Genomic DNA, 21,064 nt, shown 5'->3' with positions numbered 1-21,064 from the left:
TGGATCAATCGCGGTAAAACACCTGCACCAGGTGATACCCGAATTTGCTCTTGATCGGCCCGTGCACCGTGCGCAGCGGCCTTTTGAAGATCACCGCATCGATCGCACCGACCATCTGCCCCGGCCGCACTTCACCCAGATCACCACCGCGCTTGCCGGACGGGCAGGTAGAAAACTTCTTCGCCAGCACATCGAACGCTTCACCATTGGCGATGCGTTGTTTGAGTTTTTCAGCCTCTTCGGCGGTCTTCACCAGAATATGGCGGGCTTGGGCTTTCATCGTGCAATACCTGTAGCGGGGTGACGGCGGGGCGCGGATTATGCCTCAAGTCACGGATTTTGGCTGATCATCGTGCGGATCTTGCCGGCCAGCTGTTCGATGGAAAACGGCTTGGCGACCATGTCCATGCCATCTTCCAGAAAGCCCTGGCGTTCGGCGGCTTTCTGCGCGTAACCGGTCATGAACAATACTTTGAGCCCCGGACGATGCTGGCGGGCGATCTCAGCCATTTGCCGGCCGTTCATGCCCGGCAGGCCGACGTCGGTCACCAGCAGGTCAATCCGCATGTCCGACTCCAGCAGCGGCAGGGCACTCTTGGCGTCTTCGGCCTCATGGGCGCGATAACCCAGCTCCTTGAGCAGATCCATGACCAGCATGCGCACCGCCGGATCGTCCTCGACCACCACCACGTTTTCGCCGGTCGCGGGGGTGGGTGTCTCGCTGACCGTTTCCGCCAATGGCTGCTCAGGTTCCGGCGCGTGGAGGCGCGGCAAGTACAGCCGCACGCAGGTACCCTGGCCAGGCAGGCTGTCGAGGCTGACGTGTCCACCCGATTGCTGGGCAAAGCCATAAATCATCGATAACCCGAGCCCGGTGCCTTGCCCGATGGGTTTGGTCGTAAAGAACGGATCGAACGCCTTGGAGCGCACCGAAGGCGTCATGCCGGTGCCGTTGTCGCTCACCGCGAGCATCAAGTAGTCCCCGGCCTTGACCGGTTCGAGGGTGGTGATGTCGTTGCCGTCGAGGTTGACGTTGGCGGTTTCGATCAACAGCTCGCCGCCGTCGGGCATGGCGTCGCGGGCGTTGATCACCAGGTTGAGCAGGGCGTTTTCCAGTTGGCTGACATCCGTACTGACGGACCAGACATTGTCGGCGAGGCGCAACTTGAGCTCGATCGGATCACCCTTGGTGCGGCGGATCAGGTCTTCCAGCGAGTGGATCAGTTCATTGACGTCGATGGTCTTGCGATCCAGCGACTGACGTCGGGAGAACGCCAGCAGGCGGTGAGTCAGCGCGGCTGCGCGGTTGGCCGAGGACACCGCCGCGTCGGTGAAACGGCCGATCTCATCGGCGCGGCCATTGGCGATGTAGCGCTGCATCAGGTCGAGGCTGCCGATGATGCCGGTCAGCATGTTGTTGAAGTCGTGGGCGATGCCGCCGGTGAGCTGGCCGACCGCTTCCATTTTCTGTGCGTGACGCAGGGCGTCTTCGGCGCGTTCGCGTTCGAACATCTCGTTCTGCAAACGCTGGTTGGCCTGGGCCAGTTGCTCGGTGCGCGCGCTCACACGTTCCTCAAGGGTTTCGTTGAGGTTGCGCAGGGCTTCTTCGGTCTTTTTGCGTTCGGTCTCGTCGATCACGAAGATGTAGAAACCGTTCACCGCACCGTCCGCACCGTGGCGCGGCAGGTAATTCATCAAGGCATGCCGCTGGCTGCCGTCGCGGTGTGGCGTGTACAGGCTGAACGAGCAGGGCCGACCGGCGAGGGCTTCAGCGATGTACGGTGCCCGCAGGAAATAAGCCTCTTCGCCGATCACTTCGCGGATCGTGCGACCGTACAGCTCTTGAGGCGTAAGCCCGTACCAGTCAAGGTACGCGGCGTTGTTCAGGCGAAAGCATTCTTCGTGGTCGACATAGCTGATCAGGATCGGCATGGCGTTGATGATCAGTTGCAGCTCGGTCTGGCTTTGCCGCAGTGCCTGTTCGGTGTGCTTGCGCTCGGTCAGGTCCAGGGCGGCGCCGAGAAAACGCATCGGCCGGCCATGATGATCCTTGTAGCAGCGCCCTCGCGCGAACACCCAGCGCAGTTCCCCATTGGCTTGCAGCAGGCGATATTCCTCGGCGTATTCGGTGCCGTGGGTAATGCAATGCTTGATACTGCGGGCGATCATTGCGCGGTCTTCGGGGTGCACGCCGTGCAGGTACTCGCTGATCGGCAACTGACCGGCCAGGGCCGGATCGACACCGTGCAACTGGGCGAAATGCGCATCGGCGATGAAGCGGTCTTCGCCGATGTCCCAATCCCAGGTGCCGACCGCATCGGTGGCCGCCAGCGCCAGTTGCAGGCGCTCTTCGCTTTGACGCTGGGCCTTGAGGCTGTCTTCGGAACGTTGCTGCAGTTCCAGGGCGATGCGTCGGCGTTCGTTGGTTTCGATGGCGGTGACCAGAATGCCAGCCACTTGCGCGCTTTCATCGCGGATCGGGCTGTAGGTCAAATCCAGCCAGAAGTCGGAATCCTGGCCGTCCCGTTGCAGGGTGAAGCGACGTTCGCTGTAGGTTCGCACCTGGCCTTGTAGGACTGCGCTGTAAATCGGGTCGGTAAAGTCTCGAAGTTCCGGCCATATCTGATGTGCCGGCTGTCCGAAAGCGTGCGGATGCTTGCTGCCGGCCAGCAGCGCAAAGCCGTTGTTGTAGATCTGGGTCAATTGCGGACCCCACAACAGCAGCATCGGCATCGGCGAGTGAATCACGATGTCCACCGCGGTGCGCAAGCTCTGTGGCCAGGTGCCGGAGGCGCCCAGCGGGCTGCGGCTCCAGTCGGTTCGGGCAATCAATGCCTGGGCGTCGTTGGTGTTCGGTACAGCGTTCATCACATCAATCCTGAGCATCGGTCGGTGAGGCGGCGTCTACTATCCTAGTGCGGTAGACGCTGTAAGGCCCGTCGCGTCACGACGCACGGTCTTAAGTTCATTGAAAGCTTCGCAGGTGCTTTTGGCCATGGAAATCGACGCATTGCTCAAACAACTGGCGAGCCGCCACGGTTCGGATCTGTTCCTGTCCACGGGCGCGCCGCCCAGTGCACGGTTCGACGGGGTACTGACGCCCTTGAGCGATCAGCCCTTCAAACCCGGCGAGGTAGCGACTGTCGCTGCCTCCCTGATGGACGCCGAGCAGCGCCGGGAGTTCGACCGGGACTTGGAAATGAACCTGGCGATTTCCCGCACTGGCATCGGCCGGTTCCGGGTCAATATCTTCAAGCAGCGCAACGACGTGTCGATCGTGATCCGCAACGTCAAGCTCGATATACCGCGATTCGAAGACCTCAACCTGCCACCGGTGTTACTGGACACGGTGATGCTCAAGCAGGGGCTGATCCTGTTCGTCGGCGCTACTGACTCCGGCAAATCCACCTCGCTGGCAGCCCTGATCGACCATCGCAATCGTCATAGCAGCGGGCATATCGTCACTATCGAAGATCCGATTGAATATATCCATCGACATCAACGTTCGATCATCAACCAGCGTGAGGTCGGTGTCGACACCCGCAGCTTTCATGCTGCGCTCAAGAACACCCTGCGCCAGGCGCCGGATGTGGTGCTGATCGGCGAGATCCGCGACCGCGACACCATGGAGCATGCACTGGCGTTCGCGGAAACGGGTCATCTGGTGCTGTCCACATTGCACGCCAACAACGCCAATCAGGCGCTGGACCGGATCATCAATATGTTTGCCGAAGAGCGTAAGCCGCAGCTGTTGCAGGCGCTGGGCAATAATTTGAAAGCCTGCATCTCGCAACGGTTGGTGCGTACAGTGGCGGGGCAGCGAAGAGCAGCGGTCGAAGTGCTGCTCGGCACGTCTACCGTCGCCGATCTGATACAGGGCGGCGAGTTGGACAAACTCAAACCCATCATGGAAAAGTCCACGGAACTTGGCATGCAAACATTTGACGCAGCGTTGTTTGCGTTGGTGTCGGAAGGCGTGATCAACGAACGGGAAGCCTTGAAGAACGCTGACTCGATTAATAATTTGAAGTTGCGAATTAAACTTTCAGATGGTGCGGATGATGCTCAAGGCTCAGTGTCCGGGAAGTGGGATTTGATGGAATAGTTTTTTGCGTGCGCAAGTTTGTGAAGGGGGTTGGTAACGGAATTTAATGGTTTTAAACTAGACGTTGTTTTTTCGTTTAAGTACAACTTCGTCCGGCTGAGCGAATAAGCTCTTAACTTGATGAGGTTGTAAATTGGATACCGTTAAAAAGAACAAGTTCTTCCGGCCATCGGCCGTTACGCTTGCCGCGTGGAACAAAACATCCAAGGCTGATGCCGATGAACGTCGCGTTGTCCTGGAACAGTTGGAAATTGCGCTGGACAAGTATTCCGATGATCAAATCATCGACTGGTTTGCGCATGAAGTGGAATTGCAGGATGGTTCGTCGCTGTTCCAGATTTACAATCCCGGCATGCTCATGCTTAACAAGCTAGAGGAGTTAGGTGCGGTATTTGGGGCACTTATTCGGGAGGGCGCTCGCGATCATGACGGTCTGTTACGCGTTACGGCCGACGGCAAGATGGAAGTCTACGTCGGAAAAAGAGGTTGGGTGGATCTGGTTGCAGCAGGGCACTTTGAATTCACTGAGGAAGTACGTTCAGAAATAAAGCTGATTTCAGATGTGGCTCGGGCGGCAGGCGGTTATATATGGACCGATCTCGCTATTACGCTTGACCAGTGGTTTGAGTTTCATGAAATCGACGTGCCGAAAAACAAGGCGCAGGTCAGCAACCTCATTGCGTTGTTCAAGTTTGATCCTCAAGTAGACGAACCCGCAGACTACTGGGAACATTTTCAAACTGAAGGCCAGACACTGGTAACGTTGTCAGATGAACAGTTTTCGGCCATTCGCCGGGCCAAAGCCAAAGTCATGACGAAAAGCAAGTTACTGACCGCTTTTTATAACGTCACCGGACGCGCCAAGGTCTCCCATGAAAACGCTACTCAGCGCATTGTCGAGTACGTCAGTTATCCCGTCTCCCAGATTGCTGCCAGGAAGTATCTGCAAGAACTTGGCTGGGTGGGCGAGAACGAACAACTGCCTGTTTCCGATGCCGTTCTCCGGCAGTTCTTGACTACCGCCATATTGCTTGATCTGGATCCCTCGATAGGCCACAGCCATCAGCGCAGGAACATTGGCGGATTTGTTCTGTATTCACCGGACGATATGGATCGTCATCCATCGGTAATACGTGAGCTACTCGCCGATTTTCTTTCGGCCAAGGGATGGGTAGATCGACAGGTGGCTCCCCTGGCTGCGCACTTGCTCCTGGCGCGCACGGCTCCGGAGTTTCTGGTCAGTGATACACCGTCCTCTGTCACCCTGGGATCGATTGCATGGCTCAACCTCAGTCGTGCCGTTGCACTGGTGGAGGCGGTGAAAACGGGTGCGTCGCGAGTATTGAGCTATTCGCAGATCATGGCTTACGCCGATCTCGAACCGGTCAGCGCAGCACAAAAACATTTACGGGATCTGGCTGTGATCGACCCGATCGTCGATTGGGCACTGCTTAACCAGGTAGTGACAGGCACTGAACTTGAACAAGCTGAGGAAGCCACCACTCGACGTGCGATCGATGCGTTCGAACAATACTCGGAGCAACTCGCCCAGATAGCCCGTGCATTCTCGACCCCATTACCCTCCAGAGCAGCCATTGCCCGCGCGGCATTGAAAGTCGCGGCACCGGGCTGTGACACCCTGGACGAAAATGCCCTCTCCGAGCTGGGAGGGCAGCAAGTCATGTCCATGGTCGACCTGCATCAATCGGGCGATCTGGTCACTGGCAAGTGGGACAGGCGCACTGTGCGTCTGGTCACAAACGGGATCCCCAAACCGGCCATCAATTACAACCCCTCGGGTATCAGCCTGTACACGCGCTACCCACAATTATTGAAGCTCACTTCCTGTGACGAGGAGATGGATCGTCAGTTAGCGGTGTATCGGACGGAACTCAACAGCGCCATGTTGTCCACCGTGAAACTGGCGTTGGCGCAGATGCCCGAACCGGATCTGAATGTATTCATGAATGCACAGATAAACTTTCTGACGGTGCGCGGATCAGCGATCTATACCGTTAAACGTCGTGGGCCTGGCCCTTTGGAGATAGAGCAAGATAGAGAAACCCAGCAAACCAGAGACGCTGCGACCGGACGTTTTGGCTTGGTGATGTTCGCTTCTCACGACAACGCCTTCATTTGCTATGAGCTGTTCACCTCGCGTGGAGAATTCCGCAAAAACGACGCGCTGGGTAATTGGATCATTCGCGAGCGAAAACTCGAACAGCGTTCGCGAATGAGTTGGCCGGCAGATCTGACTACTCAAGTGACGCTGACTGACCCGCAAGAACTACCACTCAATTTGAAATGCTATACCCATGCGGCGGCACAGGACCCTGCGACCACTACCAGCCAGGCAATCCTCGATAACTTTGGTAAGTTGCCCAAGCCCCATACCTCTGCAAATCCCAGGCAGGGTTTATACCAGCGCTTCAACGATCCGAACGTTGCGCGCATTGCCAGGTTCATCGTCGATCACCGTCCGTTCCTGCATGCCCATGAACTCAGAGAGTTGGTGCGCATACCGACGCCACTTGAGCTTTCCCGACAGGAGGGTGAGCGACTGCTCACTTATTTCATCGACCTGGTGGTGCCGTTCAAAAAATGTATTGAGGACATTGCATCCGGCGAACATGACAAGGTAGTAGACGGGATCTACGGTTGTTTGATGGATGGCATTGGCCTGGTGGGAACGGTGGCGGGAGCCGCTTCGAAAGTGGTGAGCATTTCAGCCAAGGCCATTTCCAACACGTCAAAAGCGGCGCGTTTCACCAGGTTGGCCTTTACCTCGGCGATTTCCCTTTTCAATCCGTTCGACGGTGTGCCTTCGGGCCTGCAGAGCGGTGGGAAGCTCGTTCATAAAGGCCTGCTGCGATTCAATAAAAATACGCATGAGATTATCACGAGAGCGAACAGGCAGCTTCACACGATCAGCGGTCGCCGACATTCCTTTGATCTGATCGAAAGCGCCGGTACGCAAGTGGGAGTTGGCAGCTGGCGGCCATGTGGTGTCGCGAGCGACAGCGTTTCGGTACTGGCTGCGCGCAGAGATGGCAAATGGTATGCCTTGAATCGTCGCGGCGACCTTTGGGGCAAGCCGCTGGACGGTTTTTCGTATCGAGCGCCTGTGCAGTTGCCTTATTCCCCTAAAACCCTGCCAGAGAGCTACACGCGCAAGTTCGTCGAGCAGAGTCTGCCGCGCGCTCGAGCGAAAATAGATAACGCCATCAATGTAATCCAGCAACATGACTTCAAAAAAGATTGCAGCCTGGTGATGAAGACATTATTTGGTGACACCTCAGCGGTAGCCACCGAGCGCCTGGTGAACTATCTGCGCTTGATCCGCTTCGACTTTGCCGGTTTTTCGATGAGTAACATTGTGCTCGATGGGTTTAAGGAAGACGCCACGCTCGCCGCATTGGACGTGGACAATTACAAACGCTGGAAAAGTTCTGGGTCCAGTAGCGGATCAAATATTGCATTTGTTGAAATCCATACCAAAAATCTCAACAGTCACTTCACAGGTCTGGGCTTCAACCATGATGTGGTGGCCGATGACCTGATTCATGAACTGTTCCATGCAAGCGCTCAAACCGATGATGTCGGCTATGTCACTGATGCAGAGTTCGAAAGTAACGAGGGGCAGCGACTCGATATAACGCCGTTGCTGAATATCGCCATGGGTTGTCTGCCTGTATCGGAGGAAGGCACGGAATGCCATCCTCCGTCCAAGGCATTTGCAAACGCCGACTCTCTGGCTGTGGCGACGTCGCTGCTGAGTCAGGTTTGCACCAACAAGATCACGTTTGACGACAATATGGCGATTATTGGCGGCGCGGTCGACACCAGTGGCGGCAAGCCAATTGTCGAACCGGTGATCATCACGTTGAACAAGCCAGTGTAAGCATGCTGGCTGTCGGTTGATTCAAAACCGCCGCCCGGTCAGGTCGTCAACTCCGGCCGATCCCGAAACTGCTCCAGCGCTTCGGGATTGGCCAGGGCATCGGTGTTTTTCACGGGCTTACCGTGCACGACATTGCGAACCGCCAGCTCAACCACTTTCCCGCTGATGGTGCGCGGAATGTCGGTGACCGCGACGATCTTCGCCGGCACATGGCGTGGTGTGGTGTTGGCACGGATCACCTGGCGGATCTGCTGTTGCAGCGCTTCATCCAGCGCTACGCCTTCCTTGAGGCGCACGAACAGCACCACGCGCACATCATCCTGCCACTGCTGACCGATGGCGACGCTGTCCAGCACCTCCGGGACTTTTTCCACCTGACGGTAGATTTCCGCCGTGCCGATGCGTACGCCGCCGGGGTTGAGCACCGCGTCGGAGCGGCCGTGAATCAGCATCCCGCCGTGAGGCAGTTGTTCGGCGTAGTCACCCTGGGCCCAGACGCCGGGGAACTGACTGAAATAGGATTTGCGCAGCTTCTCGCCATCGGGGTCGTTCCAGAGTCCGATGGGCATCGCCGGGAATGGTCGCGTGCACACCAGCTCACCCTTTTCGCCAATCACCGGTTGCCCCGCGTCATTCCACACTTCCACTGCCATCGCCAGGCTCTTGCCCATGATTTCGCCCCGGCGAACCACTGACATCGGGTTGCCGTTGACGAAGCAGGACACAATGTCCGTACCGCCGGACATCGATGACAGGCACACGTCCGGTTTGAAGTCGCGATAAACGAAGTCATAACTCTGCGGCGACAGCGCGGAGCCGGTGCAAAGCAGGGTTCTCAGGTGGCTCAGGTCGTAGCTTTCGCGCGGCTTGATGCCGCTGCTTTCCAGAGTCGCGAGGAATTTCGGGCTGGTGCCGAACACGCTGACCTGCTCGTCGTCCAGCAACTCCAGCAAGCGCTCGTTGTCCGGATAAAACGGTGAACCGTCATACAGCACCACCGCGCTGCCGACCGCCAGTGCCGAGACCAGCCAGTTCCACATCATCCAGCCGCAGGTGGTGTAGTAGAACAACCGGTCGCCGGGGCCCAGGTCGACATGCAGCCCGTGTTCCTTGGCGTGTTGCAGCAACACGCCACCGGTGCTGTGAACAATGCATTTCGGCACGCCGGTGGTGCCGCTGGAATACAGCACGTACAGCGGATGATCGAACGGCACCGGGACAAAGTACGGCTCATCGGCCGGTTCATAGAAGTCGTTCCACAGCGTGACGTTGGCGGGCGTCCGGTAATCCGTGACATGGGCGTGGGGGCGCGCGTAAGGGACGATGATCAGCTGTTGCAAGGACGGCAGCTGTTCGAGGATTTCGTTGATCTTGACGGTCTGGTCGATCTCTTTGCCGGCGTAACGGTAACCGGCGCAGGTGATCAGTACTTTCGGTTCGATCTGGCCGAAGCGGTCGATCACGCCGTGGGTGCCGAAGTCCGGTGATGAGCACGACCAGATTGCGCCGAGACTGGTGGTCGCGAGCATCGCCACCAGGGTTTGCCAGGTGTTGGGCATGCACGCGGCAACCCGGTCGCCAACGACAACGCCAGAGGCTTGCAGGCTGGCCTGGAACCCGGCGACTTGCTGGGCCAGTTCGCCCCAGGTCAGCAGTTCTCGCTGGCCATTTTCCCCGATAGCGATCACGGCGATGGCATCGTCGCGTCTACTCAGCAGATGCTCGGCGAAATTCAACGTGGCGCCGGGAAACCATTCGGCCCCCGGCATTTTCATGCCTCCACGCAGAACAGCGTCGGGCTGGGTGTGAAAACTGATGTCGAAGAAATCCACGATCGCCTGCCAGAACGCTTCGCGCTGGTCGACGGACCATTGGTGCAGGGCCGGGTAGTCGTCGAGCTTCAGGTGGTGGCGCTGATTGATGAAGCGCCGAAAGCCGTCCATGCGGGACCGGGCAATGCGTTTGGCATCGGGCTGCCAGAGAATGTCGGACATGGTTTGCCTCTTATTGTTGGTTAGAAAGCTCCCACTGCAATGTGGGAGCGATCAGTTGCAAGCTTACTGCGCCAGCCATCCGCCATCGATATTCCACGCCGCGCCACGCACCTGGCTGCCGGCCTCGCTGCACAGAAACAGCACCAGCTCACCCAAGTGCGCCGGAGTGACGAACTCCAGCGACGGCTGTTTCTCGGCCAGCAGATCGTGCTGCGCCTGCTGCGGGTCGACACCTTTGGCCGCGCGATCGTCGATCTGCTTTTGCACCAGTGGCGTCAGCACCCAACCAGGGCAGATGGCGTTGCAGGTGACATTGCTGGCGGCGGTTTCCAGACCGACCACCTTGGTCAGGCCGATCACGCCATGCTTGGCCGCTACATACGCGGCCTTGCCGGTGGACCCGACCAGACCGTGCACCGAGGCGATGTTGACGATCCGTCCCCAACCCTTGGCGCGCATGCCCGGCAGACTGAGGCGGGTGCTGTGAAACACCGACGACAGGTTGATGGCGATGATCGAATCCCAGCGCTCCACCGGAAACTCTTCCACCGCCGCGACGTGCTGGATACCGGCGTTATTGACCAGAATGTCCACGCCGCCGAACTCGCGCTCGGCGTAGGCGATCATGTCGGCGATCTGCGCAGGGTCGCTGACGTCTGCCGGGTGATGGCCGACCTTGCCGCCGAACTGTTCGACTTCGGCGATCACCTTCGACGCGTCGCCAAAGCCGTTGAGGATCAGGTTGGCGCCAGCCTTGGCCAGCGTCAGGGCGATGCCCAGTCCGATGCCGCTGGTGGAACCGGTAACCAGTGCGGTCTTGCCAGAAAGAGTCGTCATCAATACCTCACACAATGCCAGTGGCGTAGAAAGTGCCGATCACCACGAAAACCGCCAGGGTCTTGATCAGCGTAATACAGAAAATGTCCTTGTAGGCCTCACGGTGAGTCAGGCCGGTGACGGCGAGCAGGGTGATCACCGCGCCGTTGTGCGGCAGGGTGTCCATGCCGCCGCTGGCCATCGCGGCCACCCGGTGCAGCACTTCCAGTGGAATGTTGGCGGCGTGGGCGGCGCTGATGAATTGTTCGGACATCGCTGCCAGCGCGATGCTCATGCCGCCCGAAGCAGAACCGGTGATGCCGGCCAGCAGGGTCACGGTAATCGCTTCGTTGACCAGCGGATTGGGAATGCTCTTGAGCCAGTCGGCCAGCACCAGGAAACCCGGCAACGAGGCGATGACCGCACCGAAACCGTATTCCGACGCGGTGTTCATCGCCGCCAGCAACGCACCGCTGACTGCACTTTTGCTGCCTTCGGCGAGTTTGCTGCGAATCGCCTGAAAGCCGAACGCCAGCACCATCAGGATGCCGACCAACAGGGCTGCCTGCACCGCCCAGATCGCCGTGAGTTTGGCGATCTCGGTGGTGACCGGCGCGGTCATGCCAGGCAGCGCGAGGCTGTGGGTCTTGCCGTACCACTGCGGAATCCATTGGGTGAACAGCAGGTTCATGATCCCCACCGCCAGCAGCGGCGACAGGGCAATCCACGGGTTAGGTAGTTTCAGGTCTTCGGCGGTTTCCGGTTCGTTGCGCAGTTCGGTGCCGTAGCCCTCACCGGCACGCTGCGCCTTGTTGCGTTGGCGCTGCAGGAACAGCATGCCGGCGCAGAACACGAAAATCGTGCCGATCACACCCAGCCACGGCGCCGCCCACGCGGTGGTGTTGAAGAAGGTGCTGGGAATGATGTTCTGGATCTGCGGCGTACCGGGCAGGGCGTCCATGGTGAAGGAGAACGCGCCGAGGGCGATGGTTGCCGGGATCAGGCGCTTGGGGATGTTGCTCTGGCGGAACATTTCCGCTGCGAACGGGTAGACCGCGAACACCACGACGAACAGCGAAACGCCGCCGTAGGTGAGCAGGGCGCAGACCAGCACGATCACCAGCATTGCCTGGCGTGTGCCGAGCAGACGAATCGCTGTGGCAACAATCGAGCGGGAAAACCCCGACAGTTCGATCAGCTTGCCGAACACCGCGCCGAGCAGGAATACGGGAAAGTAGAGTTTGATGAAACCGACCATCTTCTCCATGAACACCCCGGTGAAAGCAGGGGCGACGGCAGACGGGTCGGTGAGCAGGACGGCGCCGAGGGCGGCAATCGGGGCAAAAAGGATAACGCTGTAGCCACGGTAGGCCGCGAGCATCAGCAGCGCGAGGGCCGCCAAGGCGATGATCACACTCATGGTGTGCTCCTTCGATTGTTATTTTTGTGGGTGGAACGGGTGTGGGGAGTGCTATAGCGAGATTTGTGCCAGATGGTTAAGTTGTTGAAATAAAAGGAGTTAGTTTGATTTTTGGCGGCGGTCTTCGGGGTTTTGTCTCGGTTTGGAGACTTCTATGACTGAGAGGACGCTTTCGCGGGCAAGCCCGCTCCCACAGTTGAACGCATTCCCCTGTGGGAGCGGGCTTGTCCGCGATGCTTTGGATGTTGTCTTGATTTGGAGAATTGTGTCTCCTTAGTGAGACTCTGCGATCCCCAGCGCAATCATTTTCTTGTAAAGCGTCGACCGCCCAAGCCCCAGCCGCTCAGCCGCTTCAATCACCTTGCCCCCGCATTGCGCGAGGGTCGATTGAATCAACTGTCGGTCAAACCGCTCGCGGGCCTGACTGAAAGTCTCGTTGGTTGCCGGCTCTGACAGAGGCGTCAGCGTTCGCTCAACCGGAGTAAACGTGCCAATCGCCGCCCGAATGTCATCCGCCGTCAGCATCAAGTCATCACTGAGCAGCGCCGCCCGCTCCAGCACGTTGCGCAGCTCGCGGATATTCCCCGGCCAGGCATGCTGACCCAACAGCTCCAGCGCTTCACGGTTCAACTCGTGCTGACTGCGCAACTCCTCAAGAATCGCCTCACTGAGCGCCGGTAGATCGTCCAGCCGTTCTCGCAGCGGCGGTACCTGAATCGGCAATACGTTGAGGCGGTAATACAAGTCGGCGCGGAACTCGCCGCGCTTGATTGCCGCTTCCAGATCCGTCGAGGTCGCGGCAATTACCCGCACATCGCTCTGGATCACTTCGTTGGAGCCGACGGGTTCGAACTCCTTTTCCTGCAACACCCGCAGCAATTTGCTTTGCAAGGGCAGCGGCATGTCGCCGATTTCGTCGAGAAACAGTGTCCCGCCCTGAGCGATCTGCAGCTTGCCGGTGCGGCCCTTGCGGTCGGCGCCGGTGAAGGCACCGGGGGCGGTGCCGAAGAACTCGGCTTCAAGCAGTGCCTCGGGAATCGCCGCGCTGTTGATGCTGACAAACGCCTTGTGCGCCCGAGGCGAAGCGCCGTGGATGGCCTGCGCCAGTAACTCCTTGCCGCTGCCGGTCTCGCCCAGTAACAGAACCGGTGACTCGGCACTGGCGCTGCGACGGGCACGGCGTTTGACTTCCAGACTGGCAGCGCTGGTGCCGATAAAGTGGGCGAAGTTGTATTTGGTCTGCCGGGCACGCAGCAGCGAACGGGTGGAGGCCAGTTCTTCCTGCATGCTCAGGTAGCGCTTGAGCATCGGCGACAGCGTGCGCAGTTCGTCGAACAGGGCAAAACCGATGGCGCCGATCACCGCGCCGGCGTCGTCATGGATCGGCAGGCGCATGACCACCAGCGGTTCTTTCGGAGTGTCCTGCATGTCCAGCAGAATCGGCCGCCCGGTGCGTACCACTTCGCGCAGCAGGCTGCCGGGGATCACGCTTTCGCAAGGCTTGCCGATGGCGCCGGCGGCGGAGTCGAGCCCGAAGCGCCGGGCGTAGCGCTCGTTCATCCAGACGATGTTCGCATCGCGATCGACAATCACCGTGCCTTCACTGGATTGCTCGATGATCTCGAACAACGAACGGATCGCCAGCGTGCGGACCCGTTGGTAATCCTTGAGGCTTTCGGTGGTGTTCATGGCGGCGTCCATTGGCGGAAGTCAGGTGGCGCGATTATGCCTATCCAGGATGCGCCGCCGCCAACAGCTCTTTGGTATAGGGATGCTGCGGCGAATCGAACACATCATGGCTGGCGCCGCTTTCGACCACTTTGCCGTCCTTGATCACGATCATGTCGTGGGCCAGCGCCCGCACCACGGCCAGATCGTGACTGATGAACAGATACGTCAGTCCGTGTTTTTCCTGAAGCTGACGGAGCAGGGCGACCACCTGTTTCTGCACGGTGCGATCCAGCGCCGAAGTCGGCTCGTCGAGCAGGATCAGCGCCGGTTTGAGCACCAGCGCCCGGGCGATGGCAATGCGCTGACGCTGGCCACCGGAGAACTCATGGGGATAGCGATGGCGGCTTTCAGGGTCGAGCCCGACTTCCTTGAGCACGCGGATCACCTGGTCGTCGCACTCGTCGGCAGTGGACTGGCAATGCACCTCCAGCCCTTCGCTGATGATCTGCGCCACCGACATGCGCGGGCTGAGGCTGCCGAACGGATCCTGAAACACCACCTGCATCTGCCGGCGCCACGGCCGCATCTGTTTCTGGTCGAGGCCGTCGAGTGCCGTGCCCTGGAAGCGAATGCTGCCCTTGGAGTCGAGCAGCCGCAGGATCGCCTGACCGAGGGTCGACTTGCCCGAACCGGACTCGCCGACGATGCCCAGCGTCTTGCCACGCTGGATGTTCAGGCTGATGCCGTCCACCGCGCGCAGGTATTGCTTGCGCTGGAACAACCCGCCGCCGACTGTGAAATCCACCCTCAGGTTATCGACTTCGAGCACGTTTTCGCGTTCGTCCCGCGGGAGCGCTTCGCCTTCCGGTTCGGCGTTGAGCAACACACAGCTGTAAGGGTGTTTCGGTTCGGTGAACAGGGTTTCGCACGGCGCCTGCTCGACGATTTCCCCGGCCTTCATCACGCACACCCGTTGGGCGATGCTGCGCACCAGATTGAGGTCGTGGCTGATCAGCAGCAGCGACATGCCAAGGCGCCGTTGCAGGGACTTGAGCAGCAACAGGATCTTGCGCTGCACGGTCACATCGAGGGCTGTGGTTGGCTCGTCGGCGATCAGCAGTTCGGGCTCGCAGGCCAGGGCCATCGCGATCATCACCCGCTGGCGTTGACCACCGGACAGCTGATGCGGATAAGCCTTCAGCCGATCTTTCGGTTTCTGAATGCCCACCAGTTCGAGCAGTTCGAGGATCCGCGCCTGAGCCTCCTTGCCGCCGAGGCCACGGTGCAGCAACAAGGTTTCGCCGATCTGCTTTTCAATCGTGTGCAGCGGATTGAGCGAAGTCATCGGCTCCTGGAAGATCATGGCGATGCGGTTGCCCCGCAGGTCGCGCAGGGTCTTGGGATCGGCGCCGACCAGTTCCTGCCCACGATAGCGGATGCTGCCGGTGGTCCGGGCATCGGATTCGGGGAGCAGTTGCAGGATCGAGTGGGCCGTCACCGACTTGCCCGAGCCCGACTCACCGACCAGTGCCAGGCACTCGCCGGGGCGGATGTCCAGGCACAGGTTGCGCACCACGGTCTGGCCATGGAAGGCGACGCTGAGATCACGGATTTCGATCAGGTTGTCAGTCATATCAAGGGTCCGTTCATGAGCGCGGGTCAAAGGCATCGCGCAATGCTTCGCCGATGAATACCAACAGGGAAAGAATCAGCGCCAGGGTGAAAAACGCGGTCAACCCGAGCCAAGGCGCTTGCAGGTTCTGTTTGCCCTGACCGATCAACTCGCCCAGCGATGCGCTGCCGGCGGGCATGCCGAAGCCGAGGAAATCCAGCGCAGTCAGGGTCGAAATCGCCCCGGTCAGAATGAAGGGCAGATAGCTCAGGGTTGCGTTCATCGCGTTGGGCAGGATGTGCCGGACAATCACCTTGCGATCGCTCAAGCCCAAAGCTCGGGCAGCCTTGACGTACTCCAGGTTGCGCCCGCGCAGAAACTCGGCGCGGACCACGTCCACCAGCGCCAGCCAGGAAAACAGCGCCATGATCCCCAGCAGCCACCAGAAGTTCGGCTCGACGAATCCCGAAAGGATGATCAGCAGGTAAAGCACCGGCAAGCCCGACCAGACCTCCAGCAAACGCTGGCCGAGCAGATCGACCCAGCCCCCGTAATAGCCCTGCAGGGCGCCGGCAGCGATGCCGATCAGGGCGCTGACAAACGTCAGCATCAGGGCGAACAGGATCGACACCCGCGCGCCGAATATCACCCTGGCCAGGACGTCGCGCGCCTGATCGTCGGTGCCCAGCCAGTTGACCGAAGTCGGCGGGCTCGGTGCCGGTTTGTTGAGGTCGTAGTTCGGGGTGTCGTCACTGAACGGAATCGGCGGAAACAGCAGCCAGCCACCGTCCTTGCGGATCAGTTTCTGCACGTAATCGCTGCGGTAATCGGCCTGGAACGGCAGTTGTCCGCCGAACTCCTGCTCGGTGTGGCGCTTGAATGCCGGGAAATACCATTGGCCCTGATAACTGACGACCAATGGCTTGTCGTTGGCGATCAGTTCGCCGCCAAGGCTGAGCAGGAACAGGCCGATGAACAGCCACAGCGACCACCAGCCCCGGCGATTTTTCTTGAAGCGTTCGAAGCGGCGACGGCCCAGCGGCGAGAGCTTGAACATCAGGCATTCCTCGCGGCGAAGTCGATGCGCGGGTCGACCAGCGTGTAGCACAGGTCGCCGATCAGTTTTATCAGGAGGCCGAACAGGGTGAAGATGAACAGCGAGCCGAACACCACCGGATAATCACGGGACACCGCCGCTTCGTAACTCATGCGCCCCAAGCCGTCGAGGGAGAAGATCACTTCGATCAGCAACGAACCGGCGAAGAACACGCTGATGAACGCCTGGGGAATCCCCGACACCACCAGTAGCATCGCGTTGCGAAACACATGTCCATAGAGCACCCGGTTTTCGCTCAGGCCTTTGGCGCGCGCGGTCACCACGTATTGCCGGGTGATCTCATTGAGGAACGAGTTCTTGGTGAGAATGGTCAGGGTGGCGAAACCGCCGATCACCAGTGCCGTGACCGGCAACACCAGGTGCCAGAAGTAGTCGGTGATCTTGCCCAGCGTCGACAGGGATTCGAAGTTGTCGGACACCAGCCCGCGCACCGGGAACCAGTTCAGCGAGGTGCCGCCGGCGAACACCACAATCAGGAACATCGCGAACAGGAACGCCGGCATGGCGTAACCGATGATGATCGCCGTGCTGCTCCAGATATCGAAATGGCTGCCGTGGTGCACGGCTTTGCGGATGCCCAGCGGGATCGACACCAGATAAGTGATCAGCGTCGCCCACAGGCCGAGGGAAATGGTCACCGGCATTTTCTGCAGGATCAGGTCGGTGACCGTGGCGCCACGGAAGAAGCTCTTGCCGAAATCCAGCTGCGCGTAGTTCTTGAGCATCAGCCACAGGCGTTCATGGGCCGGTTTGTCGAAGCCGTACTGTTTTTCGATGTCCTTGATCAACTGCGGATCGAGGCCGCGGCTGGCGCGGGACGTGCCGCTCATGGTCTCGCTCGCCCCGCCGCCGACGCTGGCGCCGCCAATGCCTTGCAAGTGGGCGATGGCTTGTTCAACCGGACCACCTGGCGCGGCCTGGATGATCACGAAGTTGACCAGCAGAATGATCACCAACGTCGGAATGATCAGCAGCAGGCGCCGCAGTATGTAAGCCCACATCAGTGCGGCCCTCCGGGTCTGCCACGGCTGATTTTCTCGGCCGTCATCTGCTGGTTGGTCAGCGGCGTGCTGCTGATTTCCCACCAGCTCTCGATCGCTTCGTCATTGCTCGCCTGCACGGTGGGAATGCCGAAACGGTTCCACCACACAGTCGATGTGCCCGGCGGGTAGTAGTTGGGAATCCAGTAGTAGTTCCATTGCAGAACCCGATCCAGTGCATGGGCGTAACGCAGCATGTCGGCCTGGGTCGAGGCGCGGATCAGGCCGTTGATCAAGGTGTCGACCGCCGGGTTCTTCAGCACCATGTAATTGTTGGCACCGGGGTCGTTGGCCGACGCCGAACCGAAGTAGTTCAACAGTTCTCCGCCGGGGGAAGTGGTGACCGGGTAACCGGTCACGATCATGTCGTAGTCGCGGCTCATCAGACGGTTGACGTATTGCGAGGAGTCGATGCGACGGATGTCGAGGTTGATGCCGATCTGTTTAAGTGTGCGCTTGTAGGGCAGCAGCAGACGGTCCATGCCGTTCTGGCTGACCAGGAACGTAAAACTCAACGGCTCGCCCCGGTCGTTGACCAACTGGTCGCCATCGGGTTTCCAGCCGGCCTGTTCCAGTAGCTCCAGTGCTTGCAGTTGTTTGTCGCGGATAATGCCGCTGCCATCGGTTTTCGGCGCTTCGAAAACCTGGGTAAACACTTCGTCGGGAATCTGTCCGCGCAAGGGTTCCAGAATCTTCAGTTCTGCGGCATCCGGCAGCTGGCGCGCGGCCAGGTCGGTGTTGGAGAAGTAACTCTGCTGGCGAATGTACATGTTGCGCATCATCTGCCGGTTGCTCCATTCGAAATCCCAGAGCATGGCCAAGGCCTGTCGAACGCGGCGATCCTGGAACATCGGCTTTTGCAGGTTGAACACGAAACCCTGGGCCGACTGCGGTGCCTCGGTGGCCAGATGAGCCTTTTGCAGGCGACCGTCGCTCAGGGCCGGACTGTCGTAACCAATGGAGTAGCCGGTGGCGGAGAATTCACGGTTGTAGTCATAGGCGCCGCCGCGCAGGACCTGACGGGCGACGTCGGTGTCGCCGAAATACTCGATGCTGAAGTGATCGAAGTTGTACAGGCCACGGCTGACCGGCAGGTCCTTGCCCCACCAGTCGGGATTGCGTTCAAAGGTGATGCTGCGCCCGGAGTCGACTTTGCCGACTCGATACGGGCCGCTGCCCAGCGGCGCTTCATAGCCGCCACCGCCTGCGAAATCACGGGTCTTCCACCAATGTTCGGGAAATACCGGCAGGGTCGCGATGTCCAGCGGCAGGGTGCGGTTTTCATTGCTCTTGAAATCGAAGCGCACGGTCAGCGGCGCTTCGACTTCGACGCCTTTGACGTCGGCGAACTGGGTGCGATAACGCAGGCTGCCCTGGGTCATCAGCAAATCATAGGTGTAGCGCACGTCTTCGGCGGTGATCGGCTTGCCATCGGCGAAGCGGGCTTTTGGATTGATAAAGAAGCGCAGGGACAGGCCGTCATCCGAGCGTTCCATTTTCTGCGCCACGAGGCCGTATACGGTGTAGGGCTCGTCGAGCGAGCGCTGGGCCAACGGGGAATACAGCAGGCCGTCGATCTGGCTGACGCCGATGCCTTTATCGATATACGGCAGGACATGATCGAAGTGGCCTATCTCGATGGCCGAGCGGCGCATCGTCCCGCCTTTGGGCGCCTGGGCGTTGGTGTAATCGAAGTGACTGAAACCGGGCGGGTACTTTGCCGGTTCGCCATAGACGGTCATCGCATGCTGCGGTGCGGCGTCCACACCAGTGATCCCAAGCAGCAGGATCAGGGCAGTGAACATCAATGTCGGGAAAGCCAGTCGCATTGTCAGCCTTAAAGCCGGGTAATCGATAAGCGCAATTTGTACGCGAGCGGCGCGCCGTTCGCCAGCGGTGCGGTGTAACCAAAACAAAACGGCCCGCCATCAGGCGGGCCGTTGCACAGCAGGTCGGGCTGAAATCAGTCCTGACGGCTGGTGACTTCCAGCAGGTGATAGCCAAACTGGGTCTTCACCGGGCCTTGCACGACGTTGATCGGTGCGCTGAATACCACGGTGTCGAATTCCTTGACCATCTGGCCAGGACCGAACGAACCCAGGTCGCCGCCCTGACGGCTGGACGGGCAGGTGGAGTTGGCCTTGGCCACTTCGGCGAAATCAGCGCCACCTTCGATCTGGGCCTTGAGTTCGTTGCACTTGGCTTCGCTGGAAACCAGGATGTGGCGGGCAGTGGCTTTAGCCATGGGGAATTTCTCCAATCAAATCGATAAAGGGTGGAGCCTACCGGATTCAGTGGTCGATTTCTCGGCAAAGTTCCGTTCGCTGGTCTGATGAGACATCTATAGATCAGCGGCTTGAAGGCGCAAGGCGTGCTCGACATAGAGACGTATCGAGTCGTTAGCCATGGCGTGTTGCCCGCTTGCCCGCCGCAGAGTATGCAGGTGATCGAGGGAGTAGTCGGAGCGGATCACGGTGCCCAGGTGAGAGCTGAAGCGACCGACAAGTCCGTCGTTCTGGGCGAGTTCTGTAATGAAGTATTCCGAGAGGGCGCAGCAGATGTCCTGGACAGGGTCGAGCGACGGCTCTTCGGGTTCGGGTACGACGCCGCTCCATGAAAAATAGCGAACGCCATTCACCCATTCTGCACCGTGACCGCCCCAGACCTCGGGCAGACCCTGCGGGTATTTGTCGTTGAAGTTGCCGACCCCCTCGGTCGTCAAGGCACCCAGCGCAGCCAGTGCGCTGTGCGGCAATGCCTTTTGCCCGCTGAGCAGTGACAGAAAATCGGCAAACCGGGTCGCTACATTCTGTGCCACGACCTCCGGAAGTCTTCCAGGTATCAACGCCTTGCGCAGGAAGTCCGCCAGTTCCGAGCCATGGTTTGGCCCGCTGACTGACGTAACAGACGCAACGTTGTGTGGGGCTAGCGCTGCAGCATAGCGTGCCGTGAGTGCGCCTTGACTGTGGCCGATCAGGTTGACTTTGGCCGCGCCTGTGCCCCTTAACACGGCGTTGATTTGCGAGAGCAGTTGCTCCCCGCGTATTTCATTGTCATGGATGACCGACAGATGGGGCACAAACACCTGCGCGCCGGCAGCCTTTAGCGCCTGTTTTACGTCGTGGAACAGTTCGAACGGGCCAATGCGCTCGAATCCGAACAGGCCATGCACCAAAAGAATGGGATGATTGGTTGTCGCATTTAGTAGCATTTTTCGTCCTTGATCGCAGATGATCGTCGATGTTTTCTGCTTGCCACTCTAAAACAGTCGTGAGGCTGGGGATGCCTGAAGAATCGCCGTCATGCGTTGGAAACTGGATCAATGCGTGTATGAATTTTCACTGCTGCATGAACTCCGCTTCGGAACATTCAGACAGCTCCCGCCTCA

General features: G+C 59.4%; 14 protein-coding genes. 2 read left to right on the top strand and 12 right to left on the bottom strand.

Annotated features, from left to right (window positions below):
* Window positions 1-4: 4 nt before the first annotated feature.
* Together ACEN93_RS03640 and ACEN93_RS03635 are read right to left on the bottom strand one after the other, a co-directional pair.
* On the bottom strand, window positions 5-280 hold the full coding sequence (locus ACEN93_RS03640; protein ID WP_103385163.1) for a peptidylprolyl isomerase: 276 nt from the start codon (window positions 278-280) through the stop codon (window positions 5-7).
* 50 nt (window positions 281-330) lie between these two features.
* Window positions 331-2,868, bottom strand: coding sequence for a PAS domain-containing hybrid sensor histidine kinase/response regulator (locus ACEN93_RS03635; RefSeq protein WP_414881828.1), 2,538 nt, complete (start codon window positions 2,866-2,868; stop codon window positions 331-333).
* A gap of 127 nt (window positions 2,869-2,995) precedes the next feature.
* On the opposite strand from ACEN93_RS03635, the gene ACEN93_RS03630 reads away from it, so the two are divergent.
* Both ACEN93_RS03630 and ACEN93_RS03625 read left to right on the top strand, forming a co-directional pair.
* Window positions 2,996-4,105: a PilT/PilU family type 4a pilus ATPase gene (locus ACEN93_RS03630; protein WP_039768786.1), complete on the top strand. Its 1,110-nt coding sequence runs from the start codon at window positions 2,996-2,998 to the stop codon at window positions 4,103-4,105.
* Between the two features lie 133 nt (window positions 4,106-4,238).
* The gene (locus tag ACEN93_RS03625; RefSeq protein WP_495611063.1) at window positions 4,239-8,006 is read left to right on the top strand and encodes a hypothetical protein; all 3,768 of its coding nucleotides are present in this window, start codon (window positions 4,239-4,241) and stop codon (window positions 8,004-8,006) included.
* 38 nt (window positions 8,007-8,044) lie between these two features.
* Here the strand turns inward: ACEN93_RS03625 and ACEN93_RS03620 are convergent, their stop codons facing one another.
* From ACEN93_RS03620 to ACEN93_RS03575, 10 genes are all read right to left on the bottom strand, one after another.
* Window positions 8,045-10,000, bottom strand: coding sequence for an acetoacetate--CoA ligase (locus ACEN93_RS03620; protein WP_495611062.1), 1,956 nt, complete (start codon window positions 9,998-10,000; stop codon window positions 8,045-8,047).
* A gap of 63 nt (window positions 10,001-10,063) precedes the next feature.
* The gene (hbdH, locus tag ACEN93_RS03615; protein ID WP_007952053.1) at window positions 10,064-10,837 is read right to left on the bottom strand and encodes a 3-hydroxybutyrate dehydrogenase; all 774 of its coding nucleotides are present in this window, start codon (window positions 10,835-10,837) and stop codon (window positions 10,064-10,066) included.
* Window positions 10,838-10,844: 7 nt separating this feature from the next.
* Window positions 10,845-12,236, bottom strand: coding sequence for a GntP family permease (locus tag ACEN93_RS03610; RefSeq protein WP_134333549.1), 1,392 nt, complete (start codon window positions 12,234-12,236; stop codon window positions 10,845-10,847).
* Window positions 12,237-12,509: 273 nt separating this feature from the next.
* Window positions 12,510-13,925 (bottom strand): sigma-54 interaction domain-containing protein, encoded by a 1,416-nt coding sequence (locus ACEN93_RS03605; RefSeq protein ID WP_414881825.1) that lies wholly within the window; start codon window positions 13,923-13,925, stop codon window positions 12,510-12,512.
* A gap of 40 nt (window positions 13,926-13,965) precedes the next feature.
* Window positions 13,966-15,540: an ABC transporter ATP-binding protein gene (locus tag ACEN93_RS03600; RefSeq protein WP_495611061.1), complete on the bottom strand. Its 1,575-nt coding sequence runs from the start codon at window positions 15,538-15,540 to the stop codon at window positions 13,966-13,968.
* 13 nt (window positions 15,541-15,553) lie between these two features.
* Window positions 15,554-16,576 (bottom strand): ABC transporter permease, encoded by a 1,023-nt coding sequence (locus tag ACEN93_RS03595; protein WP_134333548.1) that lies wholly within the window; start codon window positions 16,574-16,576, stop codon window positions 15,554-15,556.
* On the bottom strand, window positions 16,576-17,637 hold the full coding sequence (locus ACEN93_RS03590) for a microcin C ABC transporter permease YejB (RefSeq protein WP_007952064.1): 1,062 nt from the start codon (window positions 17,635-17,637) through the stop codon (window positions 16,576-16,578). Before ACEN93_RS03590 ends, ACEN93_RS03595 begins: the two co-directional genes overlap by 1 nt.
* Complete coding sequence (locus ACEN93_RS03585; protein ID WP_103385168.1) at window positions 17,637-19,505, bottom strand: extracellular solute-binding protein; 1,869 nt, start codon at window positions 19,503-19,505, stop codon at window positions 17,637-17,639. Before ACEN93_RS03585 ends, ACEN93_RS03590 begins: the two co-directional genes overlap by 1 nt.
* Window positions 19,506-19,639: 134 nt before the next feature.
* The gene (locus ACEN93_RS03580; RefSeq protein ID WP_007952068.1) at window positions 19,640-19,921 is read right to left on the bottom strand and encodes a peptidylprolyl isomerase; all 282 of its coding nucleotides are present in this window, start codon (window positions 19,919-19,921) and stop codon (window positions 19,640-19,642) included.
* 96 nt (window positions 19,922-20,017) lie between these two features.
* Window positions 20,018-20,887: an esterase/lipase family protein gene (locus ACEN93_RS03575; protein WP_039768776.1), complete on the bottom strand. Its 870-nt coding sequence runs from the start codon at window positions 20,885-20,887 to the stop codon at window positions 20,018-20,020.
* Window positions 20,888-21,064 lie beyond the last annotated feature (177 nt).

The sequence above is a fragment of the Pseudomonas sp. Pseusp21 genome (genome assembly GCF_059492145.1).
Note: the sequence above shows the minus strand (reverse complement) of the source record. Positions and strands in the feature narration are given on the sequence as shown.